Genomic DNA, 18,603 nt, shown 5'->3' with positions numbered 1-18,603 from the left:
AAACTATCTAGAAATCGGCATAAGTCTAACAACTCACTTTACTTTTGCCTAATCTATTTATTTTATGTTTTAGGAATTTTCTATGCCACGTACATTTCCCTGCCCTCGTTGTGGTGAAGCCAGCACTTGGGAAGGTAATGAATTTCGTCCGTTTTGCTCAGAGCGTTGTAAGCTGATTGATTTAGGGGCTTGGGCAAACGATGAATATAAACTGCCTACCCAAGATTCACCTCAGGCAGGCGATAAACGTCATGAAGATGAATACGAGGATTAGCCAGCTTTACTTGCAACGAATGGGTTGAATTGTTTCTCGTAACCGATTGTGCTGATTGGACCATGCCCCGAAATAAACTGAGTTTCATCAGGCAAGCTAAAGCATTCACGCTGAATTGAGTCAAGTAACTGCTGATGATTTCCTTTTGGAAAATCTGTACGTCCAATCGAGCCTTTAAACAACACATCACCCGTCCAAAGCAAACCATGCTTTTGATTGTAAAACATCACATGACCAGGCGTATGTCCTGGTGCAAAACGGACTTCAAATTCATCCTCACCCAGTTTCAACGTTTCGCCCCCCTCTAACCACTGATCAACTTTGACAGGTTGTGGGATCGGGAAACCATAGCGTGCTGAGACTTCTTCGATCATATCAAGCCAAAACTGATCTTCTTTATGCGGCCCAATCACTGGAATATTCCATGTCTCAGCAAGTTCACCCACCGCACCTGCATGATCAAGATGCCCATGCGTTAACCAAAGTGCTTTAACATTTAAACCGAGTGCTTCTACTTGTTGTTTGAGTACAGCAGCATCACCACCTGCGTCAATCAAAACAGCCTCTTTACTTTCACTATCCCAAAGAATAGAACAATTTTGGGCAAATGCAGTAACGGGTACAATTTTGACTTGCAGCATAAAAAACCTCTGGCGAAATAAAACGTCAATTTAACGATGGGCTAAGGTATGAGTAAGAGCATCAAGATTAGCCTGAACCAGACTTGCAAGCAAATCTATATGTGCTTGGTCAGTATTTAATGCAGGAATATAAGCATATTCTCCACCACCAGCGTGTTGGAAAGTTTCTTTATTTTCAACTGCCAATTCTTCTAATGTTTCCAGACAATCTGCTGAAAAAGCAGGACTCAGCACTTGTACAGATCGAACCCCTGCTTGTCCCCATTGTTCCAATAAAACATCGGTATAAGGTTTAACCCACTCTTGTTTACCAAAACGAGATTGGAAACTGATTGCCCATTCATCTTCATTTAAATGCAATGCTTCAGCAACCAATTTTGCGGTCATACGACAACGATCTGCATAAGGATCACCTTTGTCTGCATAAGGCTGAGGAATACCATGAAATGACATCAATAATTTTTCAGGTTTACCATATTGGGCTTGATAAGCGACAACACTATCCGCCAATGCCTGAATAAACATGGGATGTTGATAATAATCTTTGATTAACGTCAGACCGGGTAAATGGCGTTGTTTAGGAATCCATTTTGCAAAAGCATCGTAAAGGGGTGCTGTTGATGTTGCGGAATACTGAGGGAATAAAGGTAAAAGGATAACGTGCTCTTGTGGATTTTTTTCAAGCTGCTCAAAAACACCATATATGCTGGGTTGCCCATAGGTCATAGCAGGAACAACCGTCAAATCAAAAGGCTGATTTTCCGATTGTAAGCGTTGCTTCACCAATTCAGTTTGCTCAAGCACAATTTCTCGCATTGGTGAATCTTTTGACCATACAGAAGCATAAGCTTCAGCCACTCTTTTAGGACGGAATGTCAATACAAATAAATGTAAAATAATCCACCAAATCGGTTTCGGGATTTCAATTACACGTGTATCCGATAAAAATTGTTTTAAAAATCGACGTACTGCTGGCACAGTGGCTTCATCTGGCGTACCTAAATTTGCTAAAACCACAGTCACTTTTGGTTTTGGTGTAGCTGACATAGATCGCTTCCGCTATAGCTGAATTTCTTCAATTACTTTAGCAGTTTTATGATTATTTTTTAAATTGAATTAATGCATGGTCTTAAATTGAAAAACCCGATTACTATCCAAAATGTTACTTTCTAATAACTTCTGCCCTTTTGAGGTCAATTGCCATAACATCCGTTGGCGATCATCACGACCAGTTGGCATAATCCATTCATTTTGACGCATTTGTGTTTTAATTTCATGGAGTGCACGAATATTGATTTGCGCGCGAGAAACAGCATGCGCGCGTGGCATTTCCTTGCGCGCATCATCCAGACCCGTTTCATTTAGATATTCATTCATGCGCTTGGAAAAATATTCTTCAGGTGTTGGAATCACAAATGATGAACCAAGCACATTCAGTAATTGTGCCCATGTCATTTTACGGAATGGTTTAACTTCTTTGAAATTACCATCTTGATAAGCATGCATACGATATTCAAATGAATAAATCTCATGCATTGATACCTTTGGAACAGTTGCAATCGGATCGACTTCTCGACTTCCAACTTCAGTTTCAAGTTGTTTTACTTTTGCACGCAAACTGTCAATTTCATCTTGTAAAACTTGCGTATTTTGCGGACGCACCCAACCGACCACAGGATAACGCTCTAACATTTGTGGCATATTCGAACGTACCGCAAGTTCTAAATCACGCAAAGTCCGATAAGTAAAAACTTGATCAACTTCATGTTGAAGCTGTTTTCTAAACTCTTTGAATTTTTCTCTCAATTGTAATTTATGATCATGTAATACAGCATCACGTGATTCAGGATCTTCATGCATGAATACAATCACAGGTTTCTGCTTCGTCATGGCGTAAATATATTCCAGATGCATGTAACCGACACCTGAAACGGATTGTTCGCCATACTGGCTACCTAATAAGATTACGACGTAATCACAGTCATCTATTTGACGACGAGCAATAGAGGTACTTAATGGTGTGCGCTGTTCTAAGCCCCACGAAAAGAAACCCATCCCAACCAAAGTTTGAGTCAAGACTGCTCGCTCTGGTTGCATTTCATTGCCAGACGTAGAAATAAACACTTGATAACGGGTATCTTGCATAGGCTAAGCCTCAATTCACTGATCAATAATTTTAAGCTATTTTGCTTAAATTTTATTAATAGATAACCTAGACCAAACCACAAATATGATTAGATTTTACGCACTTAAGCAGTAATTTCATCCAAATTGCGAATCGTCCATGTTATTTGTTCTGGTACTAGATGTTTGAGCACTAATGATAACTCAATCGCATTATTACCACTGACATAACATTCAATACGTGTAATATTATGACTTATTTTGTCACATAATAACCTATTTTTTATTAAAATATATGCTGTTTGTCGTGCAACCGCTTGCCCAGAGTCAATTAACTTTAACTTTTCACCAAAAACCTGACGAATCGCATCTTTTAGGAAGGGATAATGGGTACAACCTAACACTAAAAAGTCCGCACCTTGAGCAACAACAGGCTGTAAAATTTCTTGCAATACATTCAAACAACTTTGACTCATTTGCTGACCTGACTCTACAAAAGGTACCAGTTTCAAACTGGTTACAGCGAGAACTTTCACCCCAGCAGGTTCAGCAAATTTGAGCATGACATCTTTAATCAATTGACCACGAAAAGTTGCTGGTGTTGCTAACACTGCTACAACTTTAGATTGGGTTTGGATCACAGCAGGCTTCAACGCAGGAACTAAACCTACGATTGGAAAACGCTCACCATAATAATCTCGCAAATAATCCAAACTAAAAGCTGAAGCAGTGTTACAAGCGACAACTGCAATTTTGCAACCTTGTCGATACAACCACTCAATTGCTTGAGCAGTAAGCTTGCGAATCTCTTGATCTGAACGCGCACCATAGGGAACATGCGCTGTATCTGCATAATAAAGAATGCGTTCATTCGGTAAATGTTGTGCAATTTCTTGTGCAATCGATAATCCACCAATACCCGAGTCAAAAACCCCAATTGGCGCATCAGCAGATGCGTGTGGCATAGGATCCAATAAGAGAGGCATAGGTTGAACAACTGTCATACACACGTGAGCACTAATTTATCTAATCTTTTAAGCTTAAACCTCAGGTGCTCAAATGCAAGACCAAATCACCACTTTTTAACGTTAAAACAGCCTCACCTTGAGTATTTTCAGACAAAGAACCATAGTTCACGAGATGATAAAAACTTTGTCTCTGGATTAAAGCATTGATACCAAAACGTATATGTACATATGGGCGTAATTCACCTGCATATTCACGCATAAAAATAGGGTGTGTTTCATCCACAATCACCACATCCTGATTGGTTGTAGAGACTTGCAAATAAGATTTTCCATCGATTTCAATTTGATCCACATGATTGATTAATAAAGGCTCATCTTCTACCTCAATTTCAATCTGCTCTACAGGTGTTTTAAGATAAAATTTACCCTCTTCTTTCCAAAGTACTTTAGTAAACAAATCCAATAGCGCCTGCCGCTTGATCAATTGACCTTCGTGCCACCATTCACCATTGGCTTTTACTTTCAAATCCATTTTGCCACAATGCTTTGGATGCCATTGGTCTAAAGGTGGAATTGACCTTTTGTGACTTTGCTGTACATCTTTTAAGTATTGTGAAATGTTCATTAAGTTTTTATCATCAGAAAACATGATTTTTCCCTGATTTTCTAAAGGGTTTTGTGGAGAATCATTTTCATTTATCATAGTTTATGCCTTGCTGACGAGAAAATATGACCGCTCAGCCAATTGGCGAGCCCAAGGTTTAAAACTATACTATCCCAAACGTTTGCAAGCACAATAGTAGCATTTGTGTTTGGCAATTCAGAACACTCATGGCAGCACCGAATCGCAATATTACGGTTGCCACCCTTAAAAATATGAGGAGTCCTACATGGAACACATCGAACGTGAAGCGATGGAGTTTGACGTAGTGATCGTAGGCGCAGGGCCTGCGGGTTTATCTGCTGCGATTAAAATTCGTCAATTAGCGATTGAAAACAACCTACCTGATCTTTCAGTGTGTGTTGTTGAAAAAGGCTCTGAAGTAGGTGCGCATATCCTTTCTGGTGCTGTACTTGAACCACGTGCCATGAATGAATTGTTCCCGAACTGGAAAGAAGAAGGTGCGCCACTCAATGTACCTGTAACGGGCGACGAAACTTATTTCTTATTGTCTGATACGAAAGCACAAAAAATGCCGTATTGGATGGTACCAAAATCAATGCACAACGAAGGAAACTATGTTATTTCCCTCGGTAATGTTGTGCGTTGGTTAGGTCAAAAAGCTGAAGAGCTTGAAGTTTCTATTTTCCCTGGTTTTGCTGCTTCTGAAGTGCTTTACCATGAAGATGGTACGGTAAAAGGGATTCAAACAGGTGATATGGGGATTGGCAAAAATGGTGAGCCAACACATAACTTCACGCCTGGTTATGAACTTCATGCAAAATATACGCTATTTGCTGAAGGTTGCCGTGGTCATCTTGGTAAGCGCCTAATTGCAAAATATAACCTTGATAAAGATGCTGATCCGCAACATTACGGTATTGGTATTAAAGAACTTTGGGAAATTGACCCAGCTAAGCATAAGCCTGGTCTAGTGATGCATGGTGCAGGTTGGCCATTATCTGAAACAGGTTCTGCGGGTGGTTGGTGGCTATACCATGCTGAGAACAACCAAGTAACTTTGGGTATGATTGTGGATTTATCTTATGAAAATCCAAATATGTATCCATTTATGGAAATGCAACGTTGGAAAACTCACCCAACCATTAAGCAATTCCTTGAAGGTGGTAAACGCATTTCTTACGGCGCACGTGCGGTAGTGAAAGGTGGTTTCAACTCTTTACCTAAACTAACATTCCCAGGCGGTTGCTTGATCGGTGATGATGCTGGTTTCTTGAACTTCTCAAAAATCAAAGGCTCTCACACTGCAATGAAGTCAGGTATGTTGTGTGGCGAGGCTGTGTTTGAAGCAATCGCAGCGGGCGTCGCAAAAGGTGGTGATCTTGCAATTGCTCGCGTTCTTGAAGGCGACGATCATTTTGCTAAAGAGTTAACGACTTATACAGATAAGTATAATAACTCTTGGTTAAAAGAAGAGTTATATCAAGCACGTAACTTTGGTCCAGCGATGCACAAGTTTGGTACTTGGATTGGTGGTGCATTTAACTTTATTGATCAAAACATCCTTAAAGTGCCATTTACGTTACATGACTTAAAACAAGACTTTGCTGCACTTAAAACTGTAGATGCATCGACGTTCAAACCAAACTATCCAAAACCAGATGGTAAGTTGACCTTTGACCGTTTATCTTCAGTATTCGTATCAAATACAGTGCATGAAGAAAACCAACCTGCTCACTTAAAGCTAACTGATCCATCAATTCCAGTGAATGTAAACTTACCAAAATGGGATGAACCTGCTCAACGTTATTGCCCTGCTGGTGTTTATGAAGTGATGGAAAATGATGACGGTTCTAAACGCTTCCAAATCAACGCTGCGAACTGTGTACACTGTAAGACTTGTGATATTAAAGACCCATCACAGAACATTACATGGGTAACGCCAGAAGGTGGCGGTGGTCCAAACTACCCGAATATGTAATTTTTAATTTGTGCTGAAACTCAGTTTTTAGTACGAATTAAGCTAAGAAAGCCTCATGAAATATGAGGCTTTCTTATTTTAATCTTTCTGTTTTTCATCAAATTTTTTATATTGTTTTGATAACAAACTTAAGCTCTTCATCTGCTTGCCAAAACGTCGACACGAACTACACATCACCACATGAAACTGTAAGGCACTCATTTCTTTGAAGTTCAGTGTCCGATCTTGTTTTTCTGAAAGCAATTGGGTCGCTTCTCGGCACGTCAACATGAACAATCCTCCTGAAGTAACCATTTGTTTTCTAAGCATTCACGTAGTCTGACTCGACTGCGATACATTAGAACGTTCAAGTTTGAGATACTTAGCTCTAATTTCTCACAGATTTCATCTGAACTAAGTTCAATCATTTCCCGCAACATAAACACTTGTGCATACTTTGCTGGTAAATGATTCAAACAGGTATCGAAAATCATCCAAAAATCTTGCTGCTCCATCATTTCCTCAGGATTCAACCATGCTTTTGGTCTTTCTGATTTTTGCCAATGCCCTGAAGCATCAAACAACTCATCCACGCTTCGCTCATTTTCTTCCGTATCAAACAATTCAGACATACTGACTAAACGTTGCTTCTGACGAATCAGATCAACAATTTTATTTTTTAAAATAGCAAATACCCATGTTTTAAATGCTGATCGACCAGAAAAAGAACCTGAATGTTGTAAAGCACTGACCAAAGCTTCTTGCACAACATCCTCAGCTTGATGAAATGAAGAGAGCTGCAATACTGCAAATTTCATCATTTGTTGTCGTAGTTCCATCAGAAAATCATCGTTATACAGTTGCTGCGATGCATTAGCATTCGATGTTGTCATTTCAGGCATCGCGTTTCTCACTATGCTAGTCAGGTTTGTATAACAATTCTAAGCGGATCAAATCTTCTGCAAGTTCATCCAGTTGAGTATTCACTTCACTGACCGATAGATCTGGAATTATTTGTTGGATAAACTCAGCGAGTGCTATTCGCGGCAATGGTTGTTGTGCTAATTGCTCAATTAGATAAGCGGTTAATGGAGTCAATATTTCAACACAAACCCGATCATGTTTGTTCCGCCAAACCATGATGGCACTTGGAGCGGGATCTTTGTGAATTTGATTGATTGACCACTGGTAAACAGGATATTGATACACCAACACCCAAACTTGTGTAGTCAGCTGCCAATTTAATTCGGCATTCAAAGTGACATCTTCAATTTCAAGTGTATCCAAGTACAGTTCAAGCCATTCGTATTGCAATAGCTCAGCAAGCCACGGATATTCAAATAAAATAGGATGCTGCTTTTCTGTGAGAAACTCTCTGAATTGCAATGAGATATCGTTATAAAGCGGAGACTGATTCTGAGATTCTCGAAAAAAATCTGCCAGTAACTGTTGCCATTGCTGCTCTGGCAATAAAGATCGAGCCACCGGATAAACCAAATTGATAAATGAGCAAACATTGTTGAACAACAGTTCTCGATAAACTTGCATACGATCCAAAGCAAAAGGCACATCTTTTACTGAATTTGGATAACGCAGCCAGTCACAAAAATCATGTTGGGTCTGCTGAAAAGTATGCTCATTCATACTCATACATTCACCCCATCGACCAAATTCTGGCTCATTCGGATTAGTGTATGTTGATTTGAATATTGATGCTGTAACTGCTGAATCTTATTCAATTCACTCTGAAGTTGCTGCCATGTTGGGATATTAAAATCGCGCTCTAATAACGTTGGTTTCACACCACAAAACTGATAAGTGTATTCCAACAATGCCCACACGGAATCACATACTTCAGCACCATGCGTATCAATGAGTAAATCTGTACTCACCTGTTCATGCCCTGCTATATGTAAATAACGAATACGTTGTTTCGGCATCGCTTCAATGAAAGCATAAGCATCTGATTGGTGGTTGATACTATTTACATAAACGTTATTCACGTCCAACAATAATTCGCAATCTGCTTGTGTGATTACTTCACGGACAAACTCTGCCTCAGACATTTCAGCATTCGGCATAAGATAAGTAGAAACATTTTCTAATACTAATCTTCGCCCTAAAATATCTTGAACTTGAGAAATTCGTTCCACTACATACTTCACAGCAGCTTCAGTCATTGGGATAGGCAAGAGATCGTATAGATAGCCACCATCATTGGTATAACTCAGATGTTCCGAATAAATCTCGACTTGATAAGTATCTAAGAATTTTTTTATTTGATGAATAAAATCAATATTTAAGGGATGAGGTCCACCAATCGACAAAGAGAGTCCGTGACAAATTAATGGAGATTTTTCTACACACTGAGCTAGAAGTTTCGCATGTCGACCACCAAAACCCATCCAATTTTCTGGAGCAACTTCAATAAAGTCAGGATGATGAGTCGCACCTAAAAATGCCTCGATAAAATCTCGTCTTAGACCAAGACCCACACTTGTGATTGCATCCATAAAGAATCCCTTTGGTGAATGACAGCCATCTTTTTAGATGCTGTCATCAACCGTCTGCATAAGGCTTAGTGAGCGCCACATTTTGCATCTGCCATTTTTTTGTCTGCACCGCATTTAGCATCCGCAGCTTTTTTATCTGCACCGCATTTTGCATCAGTAGTTTTGTGTTGTTTTTTCGCTTTATCTGAACCACATTTCGCTTCACCACATTTTGCATCTGCAGTTTTGTGTTGTTTTTTCGCTTTATCTGAACCACATTTCGCTTCACCACATTTTGCATCTGCAGTTTTAGTCACATGTGTTTCAGTCGTCGTCGATGCTGCCGAAACTTGGGTTGCTGCACCAACCATAGATAATGCAACTAAAGCGGCAACCGAAGTCATTGAGTTTAATTTATTCATTGTGAAGTTCCTTTGAAGTAAATATTGCTTTTGTACTAGGTACATAAAATTAGACGTGCGAACAATCAAATTATTACAGTCAAATTTAGCTTTTTTTTGTGTAAGAAATCAAAAATTCAAACGACTAACAACTAATAAAACTTATTCGTTGTGAATTTCTCATGAAAAATCTAATTTATTCTTTACATAAACGCTATCAGAATTTGGGTTCCAACTTAAATTATTTTGATGGAATCGCCTCTTTAGCGCTTCGCCTATATTTAATTCCTATTTTTTGGATGGCTGGACAAAATAAACTACAACATTTCAATGATACGGTTGAATGGTTTGGCAATAGTGAATGGGGCTTGGGATTGCCCTTCCCATTGGTTATGGCTAGCCTTGCAATTTCGGCTGAGTTAGGTGGTGCTGTCTTACTTGCCTTAGGTCTTGCAACGCGACTGATTTGTATTCCATTGATTATCACTATGCTGGTCGCTATCTTTACCGTCCACATTCAAAATGGATGGCAAGCCATTGCTGATCCACATGCTCCTTTTGCAAATATGCAAGTGATTGAATCGGCTGAAAAACTAGAGAAAGCGAGAGAGATTCTGAGCACTTATGGAAATTATGATTGGCTTACATCTAGTGGCTCATTTGTCATATTGAATAATGGCGTTGAGTTTGCAGTGACCTATTTGGTTATGTTGGGTGCACTACTTGTTCTTGGCGGTGGAAGATATGTAAGTTGTGATTACTGGATCAGTCGAAAAGTAATTAAATCAAAAAGATAGGTGCATAAAAACCTATCTTAATAGTGAAAGTGCGATCAACCACATGATACAGCCAATCAATAGATCTAAGACTTTCCAAGCTTTAGGATTTGCAAATACAGGACGCAATAATCTCGCCCCAAATCCTAAACTAAAAAAGAATAAAAATGACGCTGATACTGCCCCACTAGCAAAAGAGATCTTATCTGCATATTGAGCAGATATTGAACCTAATAATACAACCGTGTCTAAGTAGACATGCGGATTTAACCAAGAGAAACTGAGACATAAAACTATCGTTTGCCAGAAAGTCGTTGTTTCTTGTTCAGAAGCAATTAAACCTGACTGCGAATTATAAGCATTATAAAAGCTGCGGGCGCCGTAAATAAACAAGAAGAGTGCGCCGAAATACTTCATAGCTTGAATCAACCATGCTTGTTGACTCAATATTGAAGCAAATCCAAACACACCTAAACAAATTAAAAATGCGTCGGATAAAGCACAGATCAGACATACCCAAAATACATGCTGTTTGAGCAATCCCTGCTTTAAAACAAAAGCATTTTGTGCACCAATTGCGAGAATCAGTGAAAGTCCCAGCGCAAAACCTGAGAAATAGGTCGAAAGCAAACGATTAACCTTTTTGCACTAAATAATGATATTCAGTATTGCTATTTTCGTCTAAAGACTCTTCTTTCAACAGTAATTCATGTCCTAGATGCATGCAGAATTTAGGAATATCCCAAGAAGTTGAAGGGTCAGTTGCAAAAACTTCTAACACATCCCCAGATTTTGCTTTACGAATCGCTTGATGCAGCATCATCACTGGTTCAGGACAACGTAAACCACGGGTATTAAGTTGTACTGTTGGGAGTTTGGTTTGTTCAGACATCATATAACTCAAATATGCTAATTTTCACATTTTATCATAAAGTCATACTGTAGAAATCACCTGCACTTTTTTGAAAAACTGTACATTTCTTGCATCGTTTTATTGATGCATATCCGCTTTTTCTTCGGTATGATGAAAATCATCTAATTGATATAGAGAGTCTTTAGGAAAGATCATGGTCGAGGAATCCAGTCCGTCGTGGGGTATGCGTGGCTTAAGAAAATGGTTAGGTACTGCACCTGAAACCCGCGATGAATTACTCAAGTTAGTTCAAGACTCACGCCGCTTTTTAGAGCCAGATACTGTTGCTATGCTTGAGGGTGTTCTCGATCTGCCAGCAACAAAAATCCGAGAGGTTATGACACCACGTACAGCAATTATCAGCTTACAGGAAGATGACCAGTTACTTGATATTCTGCATGTGCTGATTGATTCAGCGCATTCGCGTTTCCCAGTGTTCTCAGCAGATCAAAGCGATAATGTGGTCGGTATTTTATTAGCAAAAGATCTTTTACCTTTTTTGACTGAGCGCAATGTCAAAGTCGATATTCGCGCCCTGATGCGCCAACCTGTGTTTGTACCTGAAAGTGCACGTTCAGACCAAGTGTTACGTATGCTCAAAAACACTCAAACACATATTGCGATTGTCATCGATGAATATGGTTCAACTTCTGGCCTAGTCACCCTTGAAGACATTCTCGAAGAGATCGTCGGTGAAATTGAAGACGAACACGATATTGCCGATGAAGAAGCACTATATATCGTACCTGACAACGATCCCACTACAGCCAATACATGGATTGTGCAGGCACTTACACCAATTGAACATTTCAACACTATTTTAGATGCTGATTTTTCTGATGATGAAGTTGAAACTATGGGCGGTTTGCTACTGCAAGAGATTGGTTTAGTGAGCGATTTACAAGGTCAAACCATTGAGCTTGGAGATTGGCAATTTACCATTATTGAAGCAGATGCACGCACTATTCATCTGATTCGAGCTGTACGTCAATGAGAGCCTATTTTGAAAAGCTGTTAAAAACTTCTCAACCGCAAAAACAGTTACCCTTTATTTTCCCTCTTTTGATTGCACTCATTTCAGGTGCAATCTTTAGTTTAGCTTTAGCACCTTATTATTTTTGGTGGCTGGCGATTCTATCACCAGCTCTATTATATGCTGTATTACGTCAGCGTAACCCACGCCAAGCTTTTGCGCTAGGTTGGACCTATGGTTTTGGTTTATGGTTTGTCGGTGCGTTCTGGCTGTACACCTCCATCCATACCTATGGCGATACCAATGCCTTTTTAAGCATCCTGATGATTGTCTTTATGGCAGCAGCCATGGGCTTATTTACTGCTTTTCAAACATGGCTGTACCGTCGCTTTTTCCCAGAAACACCGTTAACCTTCGCTCCACTCTGGGTGCTATTTGAGTGGGCAAAAACTTGGGTATTCACAGGTTTTCCATGGCTATTTGCAGGCTATGCCTTCACTGAACGCTTACTCGATGGCTATGCGCCTTTATTTGGCATTTATGCAGTTTCATTTGTGGTCATTGTGTTGGCATGTGCTTTGGTCGAAATTTTAAATCGTCGTTGGTTCTGGGCTATTCCTTCTGCACTACTGATAGCGGGTGCATGGGGTGCTGGATTCATCCAGTTTGTTCAGCCAAAAGCTGCCAAGCCACTGAGTGTGTCTCTGATTCAGGGCAATATTCCTCAAGACCTGAAATGGCTGACTGAGTATCAAATTAAAACCTTAGAAATTTATGCCACTTTAACCCGTGCGGAATGGGGTCGTGATCTTATCGTTTGGCCTGAATCATCTATTCCCTTATTTCAAACGGATATTCCAGACTTTTTAAAAGCAATGGATATTCAAGCAAAAAAAGCAGATAGCGCTTGGGTGACTGGCATCCCTTACTGGGATCTGCCAAAGTCTCAACAAGTGGGTGAACCCTTATATTACAATAGTATTATGGCTTCAGGCAGTGACTCGCATGGCTTGTATAAAAAACAACGTCTTGTTCCATTTGGCGAATATATTCCTCTTTCAGGAATGCTGAAATGGGTTTTACCTGCGATGCAAAATGATATCAGTATGAGTGGTTTTTCACGTGGAGAACCCAACCAAGAGCCCCTAACCATCAAAGGACATGCGCTTGCTGCTGCCATTTGTTATGAAGTAGCTTATCCTAATCTGACCCGTCGTAATGCGATGAATAGTGACTTTTTAATTACTGTTTCAAATGATGCTTGGTTTACAGGTACAGCAGGTCCTTGGCAACATTTACAAATGGTACAAATGCGCGCCAAAGAAAATGGTCGCTGGTTTATTCGTGCTACCAATACAGGCGTGACTGCGTTTATTGACCACAATGGCCATATCGTGAAACAAGCACCTCTGGATGAAGAGTTCGTATTACGTGGTGATTTACCTGCAATGCAAGGGCAAACGTTATATAATCGTTTGAGTGATTATCCAATCTTGATTTTCTCACTATTATTGTTAGTGATGGGATGGATTTATCGCCCACGTAAAGTTGATGTTTCCTTTAAGTCACGGCGGTAAGATGAAAAGAGCGTTTGAATCAACGCTCTTTTTTTATAACGGGATTGATCTTTGAGTTACAAGGCCAATGGCAATTGCACGGATAAATATGCAACCAGACTCGATAAAAACAACATCGGAATATAACGGTAAGCCTTAAACAACAATTGCTCATATCTGGAAATCATCTCCTGATTATCCCATACGGTTGTTTTTAAGGCACTTAGAAAACACAGTACAAACCATGCACTCAACATGCTTAATGCAAAAAAACCAATCATGATCTGGCTGCTACCTTCTGTAGCATGCCATAAACTTAAAGCCCCTTCTGTAATCGGCAATAACATTAAAATCAGTAAGACAGATTTAAGCATTGCCCAATGAAACTGATTCAGTTCATCCAACATAAAAAATGCTTTCATTTGCTCACTCCATGCCTGATTTAAATGGTCTGAATTTATTATGCAAAGCTTTGATTTAAAGGAAAAGTCTATTTGCCTACATAATTCATTGTTTCTTGTAACCATTAAGTATGGGAATAATTCTTATTATAAATCTCACATAGTTAATATTTTATTTTTATTTATTTTTCAAAACCTTAAATAAAAATTATTAATCAATAAACATTATCACTTCACTCTCGATTTATTTAATCAAAAAATGAAGTGATATTTTATTCAAGCATTATGGCTGATAATAAATATCGGCATCATTACCCTCGCCGCCTTCTTTACCATCCGCACCAAACGAATATAAATCAAACGGGCGACCTTCACGGCCAGGAATCACATATTGAACATCATTTTCCCAACTGTCTTTTGGATAACCACCTTTAACATAACCACCTGGCAACCAGTTTTTAGCGGCCGCAGGTTTGTTGACCAAAGCATCTAAACCACCATCTTGCATCGATGGATAACGACCATTATCGAGCTTATATTGATCCAAAGCACCAGCAACACCTTTTAAGGTAATACTGGTGGTATCTACTTTGGCTTTTTCACCACGTCCCATCACATTGGGTACAATCAGCGCAGCCAAAACACCTAGAATTACAATAACAACCATCACCTCAATGAGTGTAAATCCTGAGGCACGATTCATTCGAGCAACGCTCGACCCTGCCGCAATGCGAGAAGCTGTGCTTCGAGTGGCTGGATTAAGATTATACTCGGACTCTGAGTTGCAAGATTCCGCGAGGGTAGAAGCATTCAAGCTACGTCCAACATTTTGTTTATCTATTAAATTATTCATATTCATCTCTTACATCTTACTCATCAGATCATATTGTTCATATTAATAATTGGCAACATTACTGCAATCACAATCACCAATACAATTGCCGCCATAAAAATCAGCATCAAAGGTTCAAGCAAGGCCAGTAATGTAGAAATAAAGGTCGTCACCTCACGATCTTGCATGGTCGATGCACGATCCAACATCCGATCCAGTTCACCTGACGCTTCACCACTTCGAATCATTTGTACCATCATGGGTGGGAAATAACCGCAACGCTCCAATTGTGTTGCTAAATTACCACCTTCTGTTACACGTTCCATCGCCACTTCAATCGCATCGCGAATCACCCAGTTATTACTCACTTCGGCACCGATCCGTAGTGCCTCAACCAAAGGCACACCTGAACGGGTTAAAATCGACAAAGTACTGGCAAAACGCGCCGCATTTATACCACGTGAAAGTTTACCAAATAGTGGCAATCTGAGTGTTAATCGGTCAAATGCATAATGCCCTGCAGTCGTTCTAAGGAAACGAGTAAACAGAATCATGGCAATAAAAGCGAGAATCAGCATAGCAATCCAAGTATGCCGAATAAAAGCACTGGCTTTCATCAAGGCAACCGTAATCCATGGCAAGGCTTCTTTACTTTGCTCAAAAGTCTTGACGATTTCAGGCACGACATAGGTCATTAGGCCCATGACAATTCCGAAAGACATCAACATCAGTACAATCGGATAAATCATTGCGCCCTGAATTTTCTTTTGCATGGCAAAACGATTTTCAGTGTAATCCGAAAGCTGATCTAGAATCAGATCAAGATGGCCTGAACGCTCACCCGCAGCAACCGTTGCAATATACAGTTCAGGGAATCGCCCCGACTGCTGCATACTTTTCGCCAGTGAATGTCCTTCCAAAACCTTGGATCGTACGGCAATTAATAGGTTTTGCACATGTGATTTTTCACTTTGTTTACTCACTGCACGCAGTGCTTCTTCAAGTGGAATTCCTGCAGCGACCAAGACTGAAAGCTGACGGGTCATCAGGGCAAGATCATAGGCACTAAAGCTTTTTTTAAACCATGAGCGTTGTTGCTGTTTGTCTTTTTGCTCAACGGCATCGACCGCAATGGGTGTCCATGCTTTATCCCGTAACTGTTGACGAATTTGGCGTGCAGAATCCCCTTCCAGCACACCTTTATGTTGCTTTCCAGAGGCATCAAGCGCAGTAAATTGATAAGCAGGCATGGTTCTGTTCTAATTGTCCCAAAGTAGTTGTTGTTACAGTTGCATCCGTGTTTGAAATGAAACCTGAGAGTTTCACAAGAAATTCATCGACATAACACTTCGCACTTTAGCATAATTCCATGACATGCAGTCATGCCATTTTATCCATGAATGAAGCCTATATGCCTACCGAAAATTCTAACGCGATTCTGTACCGTATTCGAGTTGCAATACCCGTTTATGTATACGACACGTTTGACTACACGGTCAGCGCTGAACAATACGCACAAGCTCAAATCGGTGCACGCGTTGCCATTTCTTTTGGACGGCAAAACCTCGTGGGAATTATTACTGAAAAAGTTGATCCAAACGAAGCATTTACAGGGCAATTTAAACTTAAACCCATCACAGAATTACTCGATCAGGAATCGATTTTAGACCAACAAGTTTTAACTTTGTTGACATGGTCAGCCCAATATTACCAATTCCCGATTGGTGAAGTGATGCAAAGTGCCCTACCTACTTTATTAAGACAAGGTCGCGCCTTAGACATTCTGTTTCATTTATGGAAAATCATCCCTCACAATGACCCGAATGCCTTATTAAAACGCTCTCAAAAACAGTATGATGCCTATCAGGTGTTAAAACTTCATCCACATGGAGCTACCGAGAATATACTTAACCTGAGTGGTGTAGAAACCTCAACTTTAAAGGCATTAGAAAAAAAGGGCTTGGTTGAATGCTGCCTAGAACCGCATGATTTCACCCCTACACCTGTACAATTGGCTCAAGTGCCTTTAATACCGAACGAAGATCAAAAGAAAGCCATTCAACAGATCCTCAAAGCACAACATCACTATCAGGCATTTTTACTCGATGGTTTGACTGGCAGTGGCAAAACTGAAGTTTATTTGCAAGTCATGCATGAGGTCTTAAAACAAGGCAAACAGGTGCTGGTGCTGGTGCCTGAAATTGGCCTGACCCCTCAAACCGTTGCCCGTTTTAAGTCCCGCTTTCACTGTGATGTGGCCTTGCTGCATTCAGGCCTGAATGACTCAAAGCGCCTACAGGCCTGGCAACATGCCCAGACGGGTAAAGCTTCAATTGTGATTGGCACACGCTCAGCCATTTACACACCACTGCCCCATTTAGGTTTGATTATTCTGGATGAGGAACATGATCTTTCCTTTAAGCAGCAAGAAGGTTTCCGCTATCATACCCGTGATGTGGCGTTGTATCGTGGCCATTTGCAAAACTGCCCTGTCATTCTCGGTTCAGCCACCCCAAGTATTGACAGTTATCACTTGGTGGCATCGGGCAAGTTACATTTGCTTGAGTTAAATCAGCGTGCGGGCATCGCTGTACTGCCGAAAATGTATGTGGTGGATTTAAAAGTCGCAAAAAAGAAGCACGGACTCAGCCAAACGCTCATCGAACAGATCAAACATACTTTAGAACGTAAAGAACAAGTGCTGATCTTTTTAAATCGACGTGGTTATGCGCCGATCCTGCTGTGTGAAAGCTGTGGTTGGCAAGCCAATTGTCCACATTGTGATGCGCATTTTACTTTGCATTCACAGCCCTACCATCATTTGCATTGTCATCATTGCGGCACCATCAATCGTCTGCCTGATCATTGTCCTGCATGTCAGAAACAAAGCTTAAAAACGATTGGGGCAGGAACAGCAAAACTTGAAGAACATGTACAGGAGCTTTTCCCACATCATGAAGTGATTCGGGTCGATCGTGACAGCACCAGCCGGGTCGGTAGCTGGCAAAAAATCTATGATCGCATTCAGCAAAATAAACCGAGCATTTTGTTGGGCACACAAATGCTGGCCAAAGGCCATCATTTTCCGCATGTTACCCTTGTTGCGATTTTAGATATTGATGCAGGACTGCTCAGTGTTGACCCACGTGCACCTGAACGAACTGCACAGCTGATTGTGCAAGTCGCTGGCCGTGCTGGTCGTGGTGAGCATAAAGGCAGTGTTTATTTGCAAAGTTTGCGTCCGGATCATCCGATGCTGACCACATTGATTGAACATGATTATCGTACTGTCGCCAAACAAATGCTGGCTGATCGCAAAATTGCCCTGCTACCACCTTATCGTTATGCAGTATTGGTTCGGGTTGAATCTAAAGACAGAGATTATAGCCAACAATTCTTGGCAGATATTGCACAACAATTACGGACAATGGCTGGAGATTTAGTTGATATTTGGGGGCCCATTCCCGCACCGATGGAACGTAAAGCTGGTCGTTATCGCGCGCATATGGTGATTTTATCCACTGATCGCGCCAAACTGCACTTTTATTTACGTCAATGGTGGCAACAAGTGGTACATTTACCACGTCAGCATTTGCTCAGACTCTCGATCGATGTTGATCCACAAGAGTTTAGTTAAATCAGTGGTTTATTAAATTTTGTGATATTAAAA

The 18,603-nt window shown here is 40.5% G+C and carries 21 protein-coding genes; 6 read left to right on the top strand and 15 right to left on the bottom strand.

The window, feature by feature from the left end:
* Positions 1-82 precede the first annotated feature (82 nt).
* Positions 83-274, top strand: a complete 192-nt coding sequence (locus NO346_RS03640; protein ID WP_256414277.1) for a DNA gyrase inhibitor YacG — start codon at positions 83-85, stop codon at positions 272-274.
* Here the strand turns inward: NO346_RS03640 and NO346_RS03635 are convergent.
* From NO346_RS03635 to NO346_RS03615, 5 genes are all read right to left on the bottom strand, one after another.
* A complete protein-coding gene (locus NO346_RS03635) occupies positions 271-915 on the bottom strand; it encodes an MBL fold metallo-hydrolase (RefSeq protein WP_256414276.1) in 645 nt (214 codons plus the stop codon). The genes NO346_RS03640 and NO346_RS03635 overlap by 4 nt on opposite strands.
* 30 nt (positions 916-945) lie before the next feature.
* Positions 946-1,962 (bottom strand): ferrochelatase, encoded by a 1,017-nt coding sequence (gene hemH, locus NO346_RS03630; RefSeq protein WP_256414275.1) that lies wholly within the window; start codon positions 1,960-1,962, stop codon positions 946-948.
* A gap of 69 nt (positions 1,963-2,031) precedes the next feature.
* Positions 2,032-3,060 carry a DUF4062 domain-containing protein gene (locus tag NO346_RS03625; RefSeq protein WP_256414274.1) on the bottom strand — a complete coding sequence of 343 codons (1,029 nt, stop codon included), beginning with the start codon at positions 3,058-3,060 and terminating at the stop codon, positions 2,032-2,034.
* 104 nt (positions 3,061-3,164) lie between these two features.
* Positions 3,165-4,043 carry a glutamate racemase gene (murI, locus tag NO346_RS03620; RefSeq protein ID WP_256414272.1) on the bottom strand — a complete coding sequence of 293 codons (879 nt, stop codon included), beginning with the start codon at positions 4,041-4,043 and terminating at the stop codon, positions 3,165-3,167.
* Positions 4,044-4,086: 43 nt separating this feature from the next.
* Positions 4,087-4,710: a DUF1285 domain-containing protein gene (locus NO346_RS03615; RefSeq protein WP_256414271.1), complete on the bottom strand. Its 624-nt coding sequence runs from the start codon at positions 4,708-4,710 to the stop codon at positions 4,087-4,089.
* A gap of 187 nt (positions 4,711-4,897) precedes the next feature.
* Here NO346_RS03615 and NO346_RS03610 point away from each other — a divergent pair, with 187 nt between their 5' ends.
* The gene (locus NO346_RS03610) at positions 4,898-6,610 is read left to right on the top strand and encodes an electron transfer flavoprotein-ubiquinone oxidoreductase (protein WP_256414270.1); all 1,713 of its coding nucleotides are present in this window, start codon (positions 4,898-4,900) and stop codon (positions 6,608-6,610) included.
* Between the two features lie 78 nt (positions 6,611-6,688).
* Here NO346_RS03610 and NO346_RS03605 read toward each other — a convergent pair whose 3' ends face one another.
* The 5 genes from NO346_RS03605 to NO346_RS03585 all read right to left on the bottom strand — a co-directional run bounded on the left by NO346_RS03605 (position 6,689) and on the right by NO346_RS03585 (position 9,503).
* On the bottom strand, positions 6,689-6,880 hold the full coding sequence (locus NO346_RS03605) for a zf-HC2 domain-containing protein (protein WP_004916718.1): 192 nt from the start codon (positions 6,878-6,880) through the stop codon (positions 6,689-6,691).
* The gene (locus NO346_RS03600) at positions 6,874-7,491 is read right to left on the bottom strand and encodes an RNA polymerase factor sigma-70 (RefSeq protein WP_039047662.1); all 618 of its coding nucleotides are present in this window, start codon (positions 7,489-7,491) and stop codon (positions 6,874-6,876) included. The genes NO346_RS03605 and NO346_RS03600 overlap by 7 nt, the downstream gene beginning before the upstream one ends.
* Before the next feature lie 16 nt (positions 7,492-7,507).
* Positions 7,508-8,239, bottom strand: a complete 732-nt coding sequence (locus NO346_RS03595) for a DUF2063 domain-containing protein (RefSeq protein WP_212388006.1) — start codon at positions 8,237-8,239, stop codon at positions 7,508-7,510.
* Entirely contained in the window at positions 8,236-9,102 is an 867-nt protein-coding gene (locus tag NO346_RS03590; protein WP_212388002.1) for a DUF692 domain-containing protein, read from the bottom strand. The genes NO346_RS03595 and NO346_RS03590 overlap by 4 nt, the downstream gene beginning before the upstream one ends.
* Positions 9,103-9,167: 65 nt before the next feature.
* Positions 9,168-9,503: a hypothetical protein gene (locus NO346_RS03585; protein WP_151707741.1), complete on the bottom strand. Its 336-nt coding sequence runs from the start codon at positions 9,501-9,503 to the stop codon at positions 9,168-9,170.
* A 161-nt stretch (positions 9,504-9,664) separates the two neighbouring features.
* On the opposite strand from NO346_RS03585, the gene NO346_RS03580 reads away from it, so the two are divergent.
* Positions 9,665-10,279: a DoxX family protein gene (locus tag NO346_RS03580; RefSeq protein WP_125297368.1), complete on the top strand. Its 615-nt coding sequence runs from the start codon at positions 9,665-9,667 to the stop codon at positions 10,277-10,279.
* Positions 10,280-10,291: 12 nt separating this feature from the next.
* Here NO346_RS03580 and NO346_RS03575 read toward each other — a convergent pair whose 3' ends face one another.
* Complete coding sequence (locus tag NO346_RS03575; RefSeq protein ID WP_004916736.1) at positions 10,292-10,888, bottom strand: LysE/ArgO family amino acid transporter; 597 nt, start codon at positions 10,886-10,888, stop codon at positions 10,292-10,294.
* A 4-nt stretch (positions 10,889-10,892) separates the two neighbouring features.
* Positions 10,893-11,150, bottom strand: a complete 258-nt coding sequence (gene tusA / locus NO346_RS03570; RefSeq protein WP_256414309.1) for a sulfurtransferase TusA — start codon at positions 11,148-11,150, stop codon at positions 10,893-10,895.
* 175 nt (positions 11,151-11,325) lie between these two features.
* On the opposite strand from tusA, the gene NO346_RS03565 reads away from it, so the two are divergent.
* Both NO346_RS03565 and lnt read left to right on the top strand, forming a co-directional pair.
* Entirely contained in the window at positions 11,326-12,165 is an 840-nt protein-coding gene (locus NO346_RS03565; RefSeq protein ID WP_256414258.1) for an HlyC/CorC family transporter, read from the top strand.
* Entirely contained in the window at positions 12,162-13,721 is a 1,560-nt protein-coding gene (lnt, locus tag NO346_RS03560; RefSeq protein WP_256414257.1) for an apolipoprotein N-acyltransferase, read from the top strand. Before NO346_RS03565 ends, lnt begins: the two co-directional genes overlap by 4 nt.
* A gap of 56 nt (positions 13,722-13,777) precedes the next feature.
* On the opposite strand, the gene NO346_RS03555 is transcribed toward lnt, so the two are convergent.
* The 3 genes from NO346_RS03555 to gspF form a co-directional block, all read right to left on the bottom strand.
* Positions 13,778-14,122, bottom strand: a complete 345-nt coding sequence (locus tag NO346_RS03555; protein WP_005162813.1) for a hypothetical protein — start codon at positions 14,120-14,122, stop codon at positions 13,778-13,780.
* Between the two features lie 262 nt (positions 14,123-14,384).
* The gene (gene gspG, locus NO346_RS03550; RefSeq protein WP_371924495.1) at positions 14,385-14,954 is read right to left on the bottom strand and encodes a type II secretion system major pseudopilin GspG; all 570 of its coding nucleotides are present in this window, start codon (positions 14,952-14,954) and stop codon (positions 14,385-14,387) included.
* Between the two features lie 23 nt (positions 14,955-14,977).
* Positions 14,978-16,183, bottom strand: coding sequence for a type II secretion system inner membrane protein GspF (gene gspF, locus NO346_RS03545; protein WP_004659210.1), 1,206 nt, complete (start codon positions 16,181-16,183; stop codon positions 14,978-14,980).
* A gap of 161 nt (positions 16,184-16,344) precedes the next feature.
* Here gspF and NO346_RS03540 point away from each other — a divergent pair, with 161 nt between their 5' ends.
* The gene (locus NO346_RS03540; protein ID WP_371924494.1) at positions 16,345-18,570 is read left to right on the top strand and encodes a primosomal protein N'; all 2,226 of its coding nucleotides are present in this window, start codon (positions 16,345-16,347) and stop codon (positions 18,568-18,570) included.
* Positions 18,571-18,603: the final 33 nt, after the last annotated feature.

It is taken from the genome of Acinetobacter sp. 5862 (assembly GCF_024494585.1).
Lineage (GTDB): Bacteria > Pseudomonadota > Gammaproteobacteria > Pseudomonadales > Moraxellaceae > Acinetobacter.
Note: the sequence above shows the minus strand (reverse complement) of the source record. Positions and strands in the feature narration are given on the sequence as shown.

Excerpts from the sequence above, each read along its gene's own strand:
- NO346_RS03640 (WP_256414277.1), top strand. The coding sequence starts at position 83 with ATGCCACGTACATTTCCCTGCCCTCGTTGTGGTGAAGCCAGCACTTGG.
- NO346_RS03635 (WP_256414276.1), bottom strand. The coding sequence starts at position 915 with ATGCTGCAAGTCAAAATTGTACCCGTTACTGCATTTGCCCAAAATTGT.
- hemH (WP_256414275.1), bottom strand. The coding sequence starts at position 1,962 with ATGTCAGCTACACCAAAACCAAAAGTGACTGTGGTTTTAGCAAATTTA.
- NO346_RS03625 (WP_256414274.1), bottom strand. The coding sequence starts at position 3,060 with ATGCAAGATACCCGTTATCAAGTGTTTATTTCTACGTCTGGCAATGAA.
- murI (WP_256414272.1), bottom strand. The coding sequence starts at position 4,043 with ATGACAGTTGTTCAACCTATGCCTCTCTTATTGGATCCTATGCCACAC.
- NO346_RS03615 (WP_256414271.1), bottom strand. The coding sequence starts at position 4,710 with ATGATAAATGAAAATGATTCTCCACAAAACCCTTTAGAAAATCAGGGA.
- NO346_RS03610 (WP_256414270.1), top strand. The coding sequence starts at position 4,898 with ATGGAACACATCGAACGTGAAGCGATGGAGTTTGACGTAGTGATCGTA.
- NO346_RS03605 (WP_004916718.1), bottom strand. The coding sequence starts at position 6,880 with ATGTTGACGTGCCGAGAAGCGACCCAATTGCTTTCAGAAAAACAAGAT.
- NO346_RS03600 (WP_039047662.1), bottom strand. The coding sequence starts at position 7,491 with ATGCCTGAAATGACAACATCGAATGCTAATGCATCGCAGCAACTGTAT.
- NO346_RS03595 (WP_212388006.1), bottom strand. The coding sequence starts at position 8,239 with ATGAGTATGAATGAGCATACTTTTCAGCAGACCCAACATGATTTTTGT.
- NO346_RS03590 (WP_212388002.1), bottom strand. The coding sequence starts at position 9,102 with ATGGATGCAATCACAAGTGTGGGTCTTGGTCTAAGACGAGATTTTATC.
- NO346_RS03585 (WP_151707741.1), bottom strand. The coding sequence starts at position 9,503 with ATGAATAAATTAAACTCAATGACTTCGGTTGCCGCTTTAGTTGCATTA.
- NO346_RS03580 (WP_125297368.1), top strand. The coding sequence starts at position 9,665 with ATGAAAAATCTAATTTATTCTTTACATAAACGCTATCAGAATTTGGGT.
- tusA (WP_256414309.1), bottom strand. The coding sequence starts at position 11,150 with ATGTCTGAACAAACCAAACTCCCAACAGTACAACTTAATACCCGTGGT.
- NO346_RS03565 (WP_256414258.1), top strand. The coding sequence starts at position 11,326 with ATGGTCGAGGAATCCAGTCCGTCGTGGGGTATGCGTGGCTTAAGAAAA.
- lnt (WP_256414257.1), top strand. The coding sequence starts at position 12,162 with ATGAGAGCCTATTTTGAAAAGCTGTTAAAAACTTCTCAACCGCAAAAA.
- NO346_RS03555 (WP_005162813.1), bottom strand. The coding sequence starts at position 14,122 with ATGAAAGCATTTTTTATGTTGGATGAACTGAATCAGTTTCATTGGGCA.
- gspG (WP_371924495.1), bottom strand. The coding sequence starts at position 14,954 with ATGAATAATTTAATAGATAAACAAAATGTTGGACGTAGCTTGAATGCT.
- gspF (WP_004659210.1), bottom strand. The coding sequence starts at position 16,183 with ATGCCTGCTTATCAATTTACTGCGCTTGATGCCTCTGGAAAGCAACAT.
- NO346_RS03540 (WP_371924494.1), top strand. The coding sequence starts at position 16,345 with ATGCCTACCGAAAATTCTAACGCGATTCTGTACCGTATTCGAGTTGCA.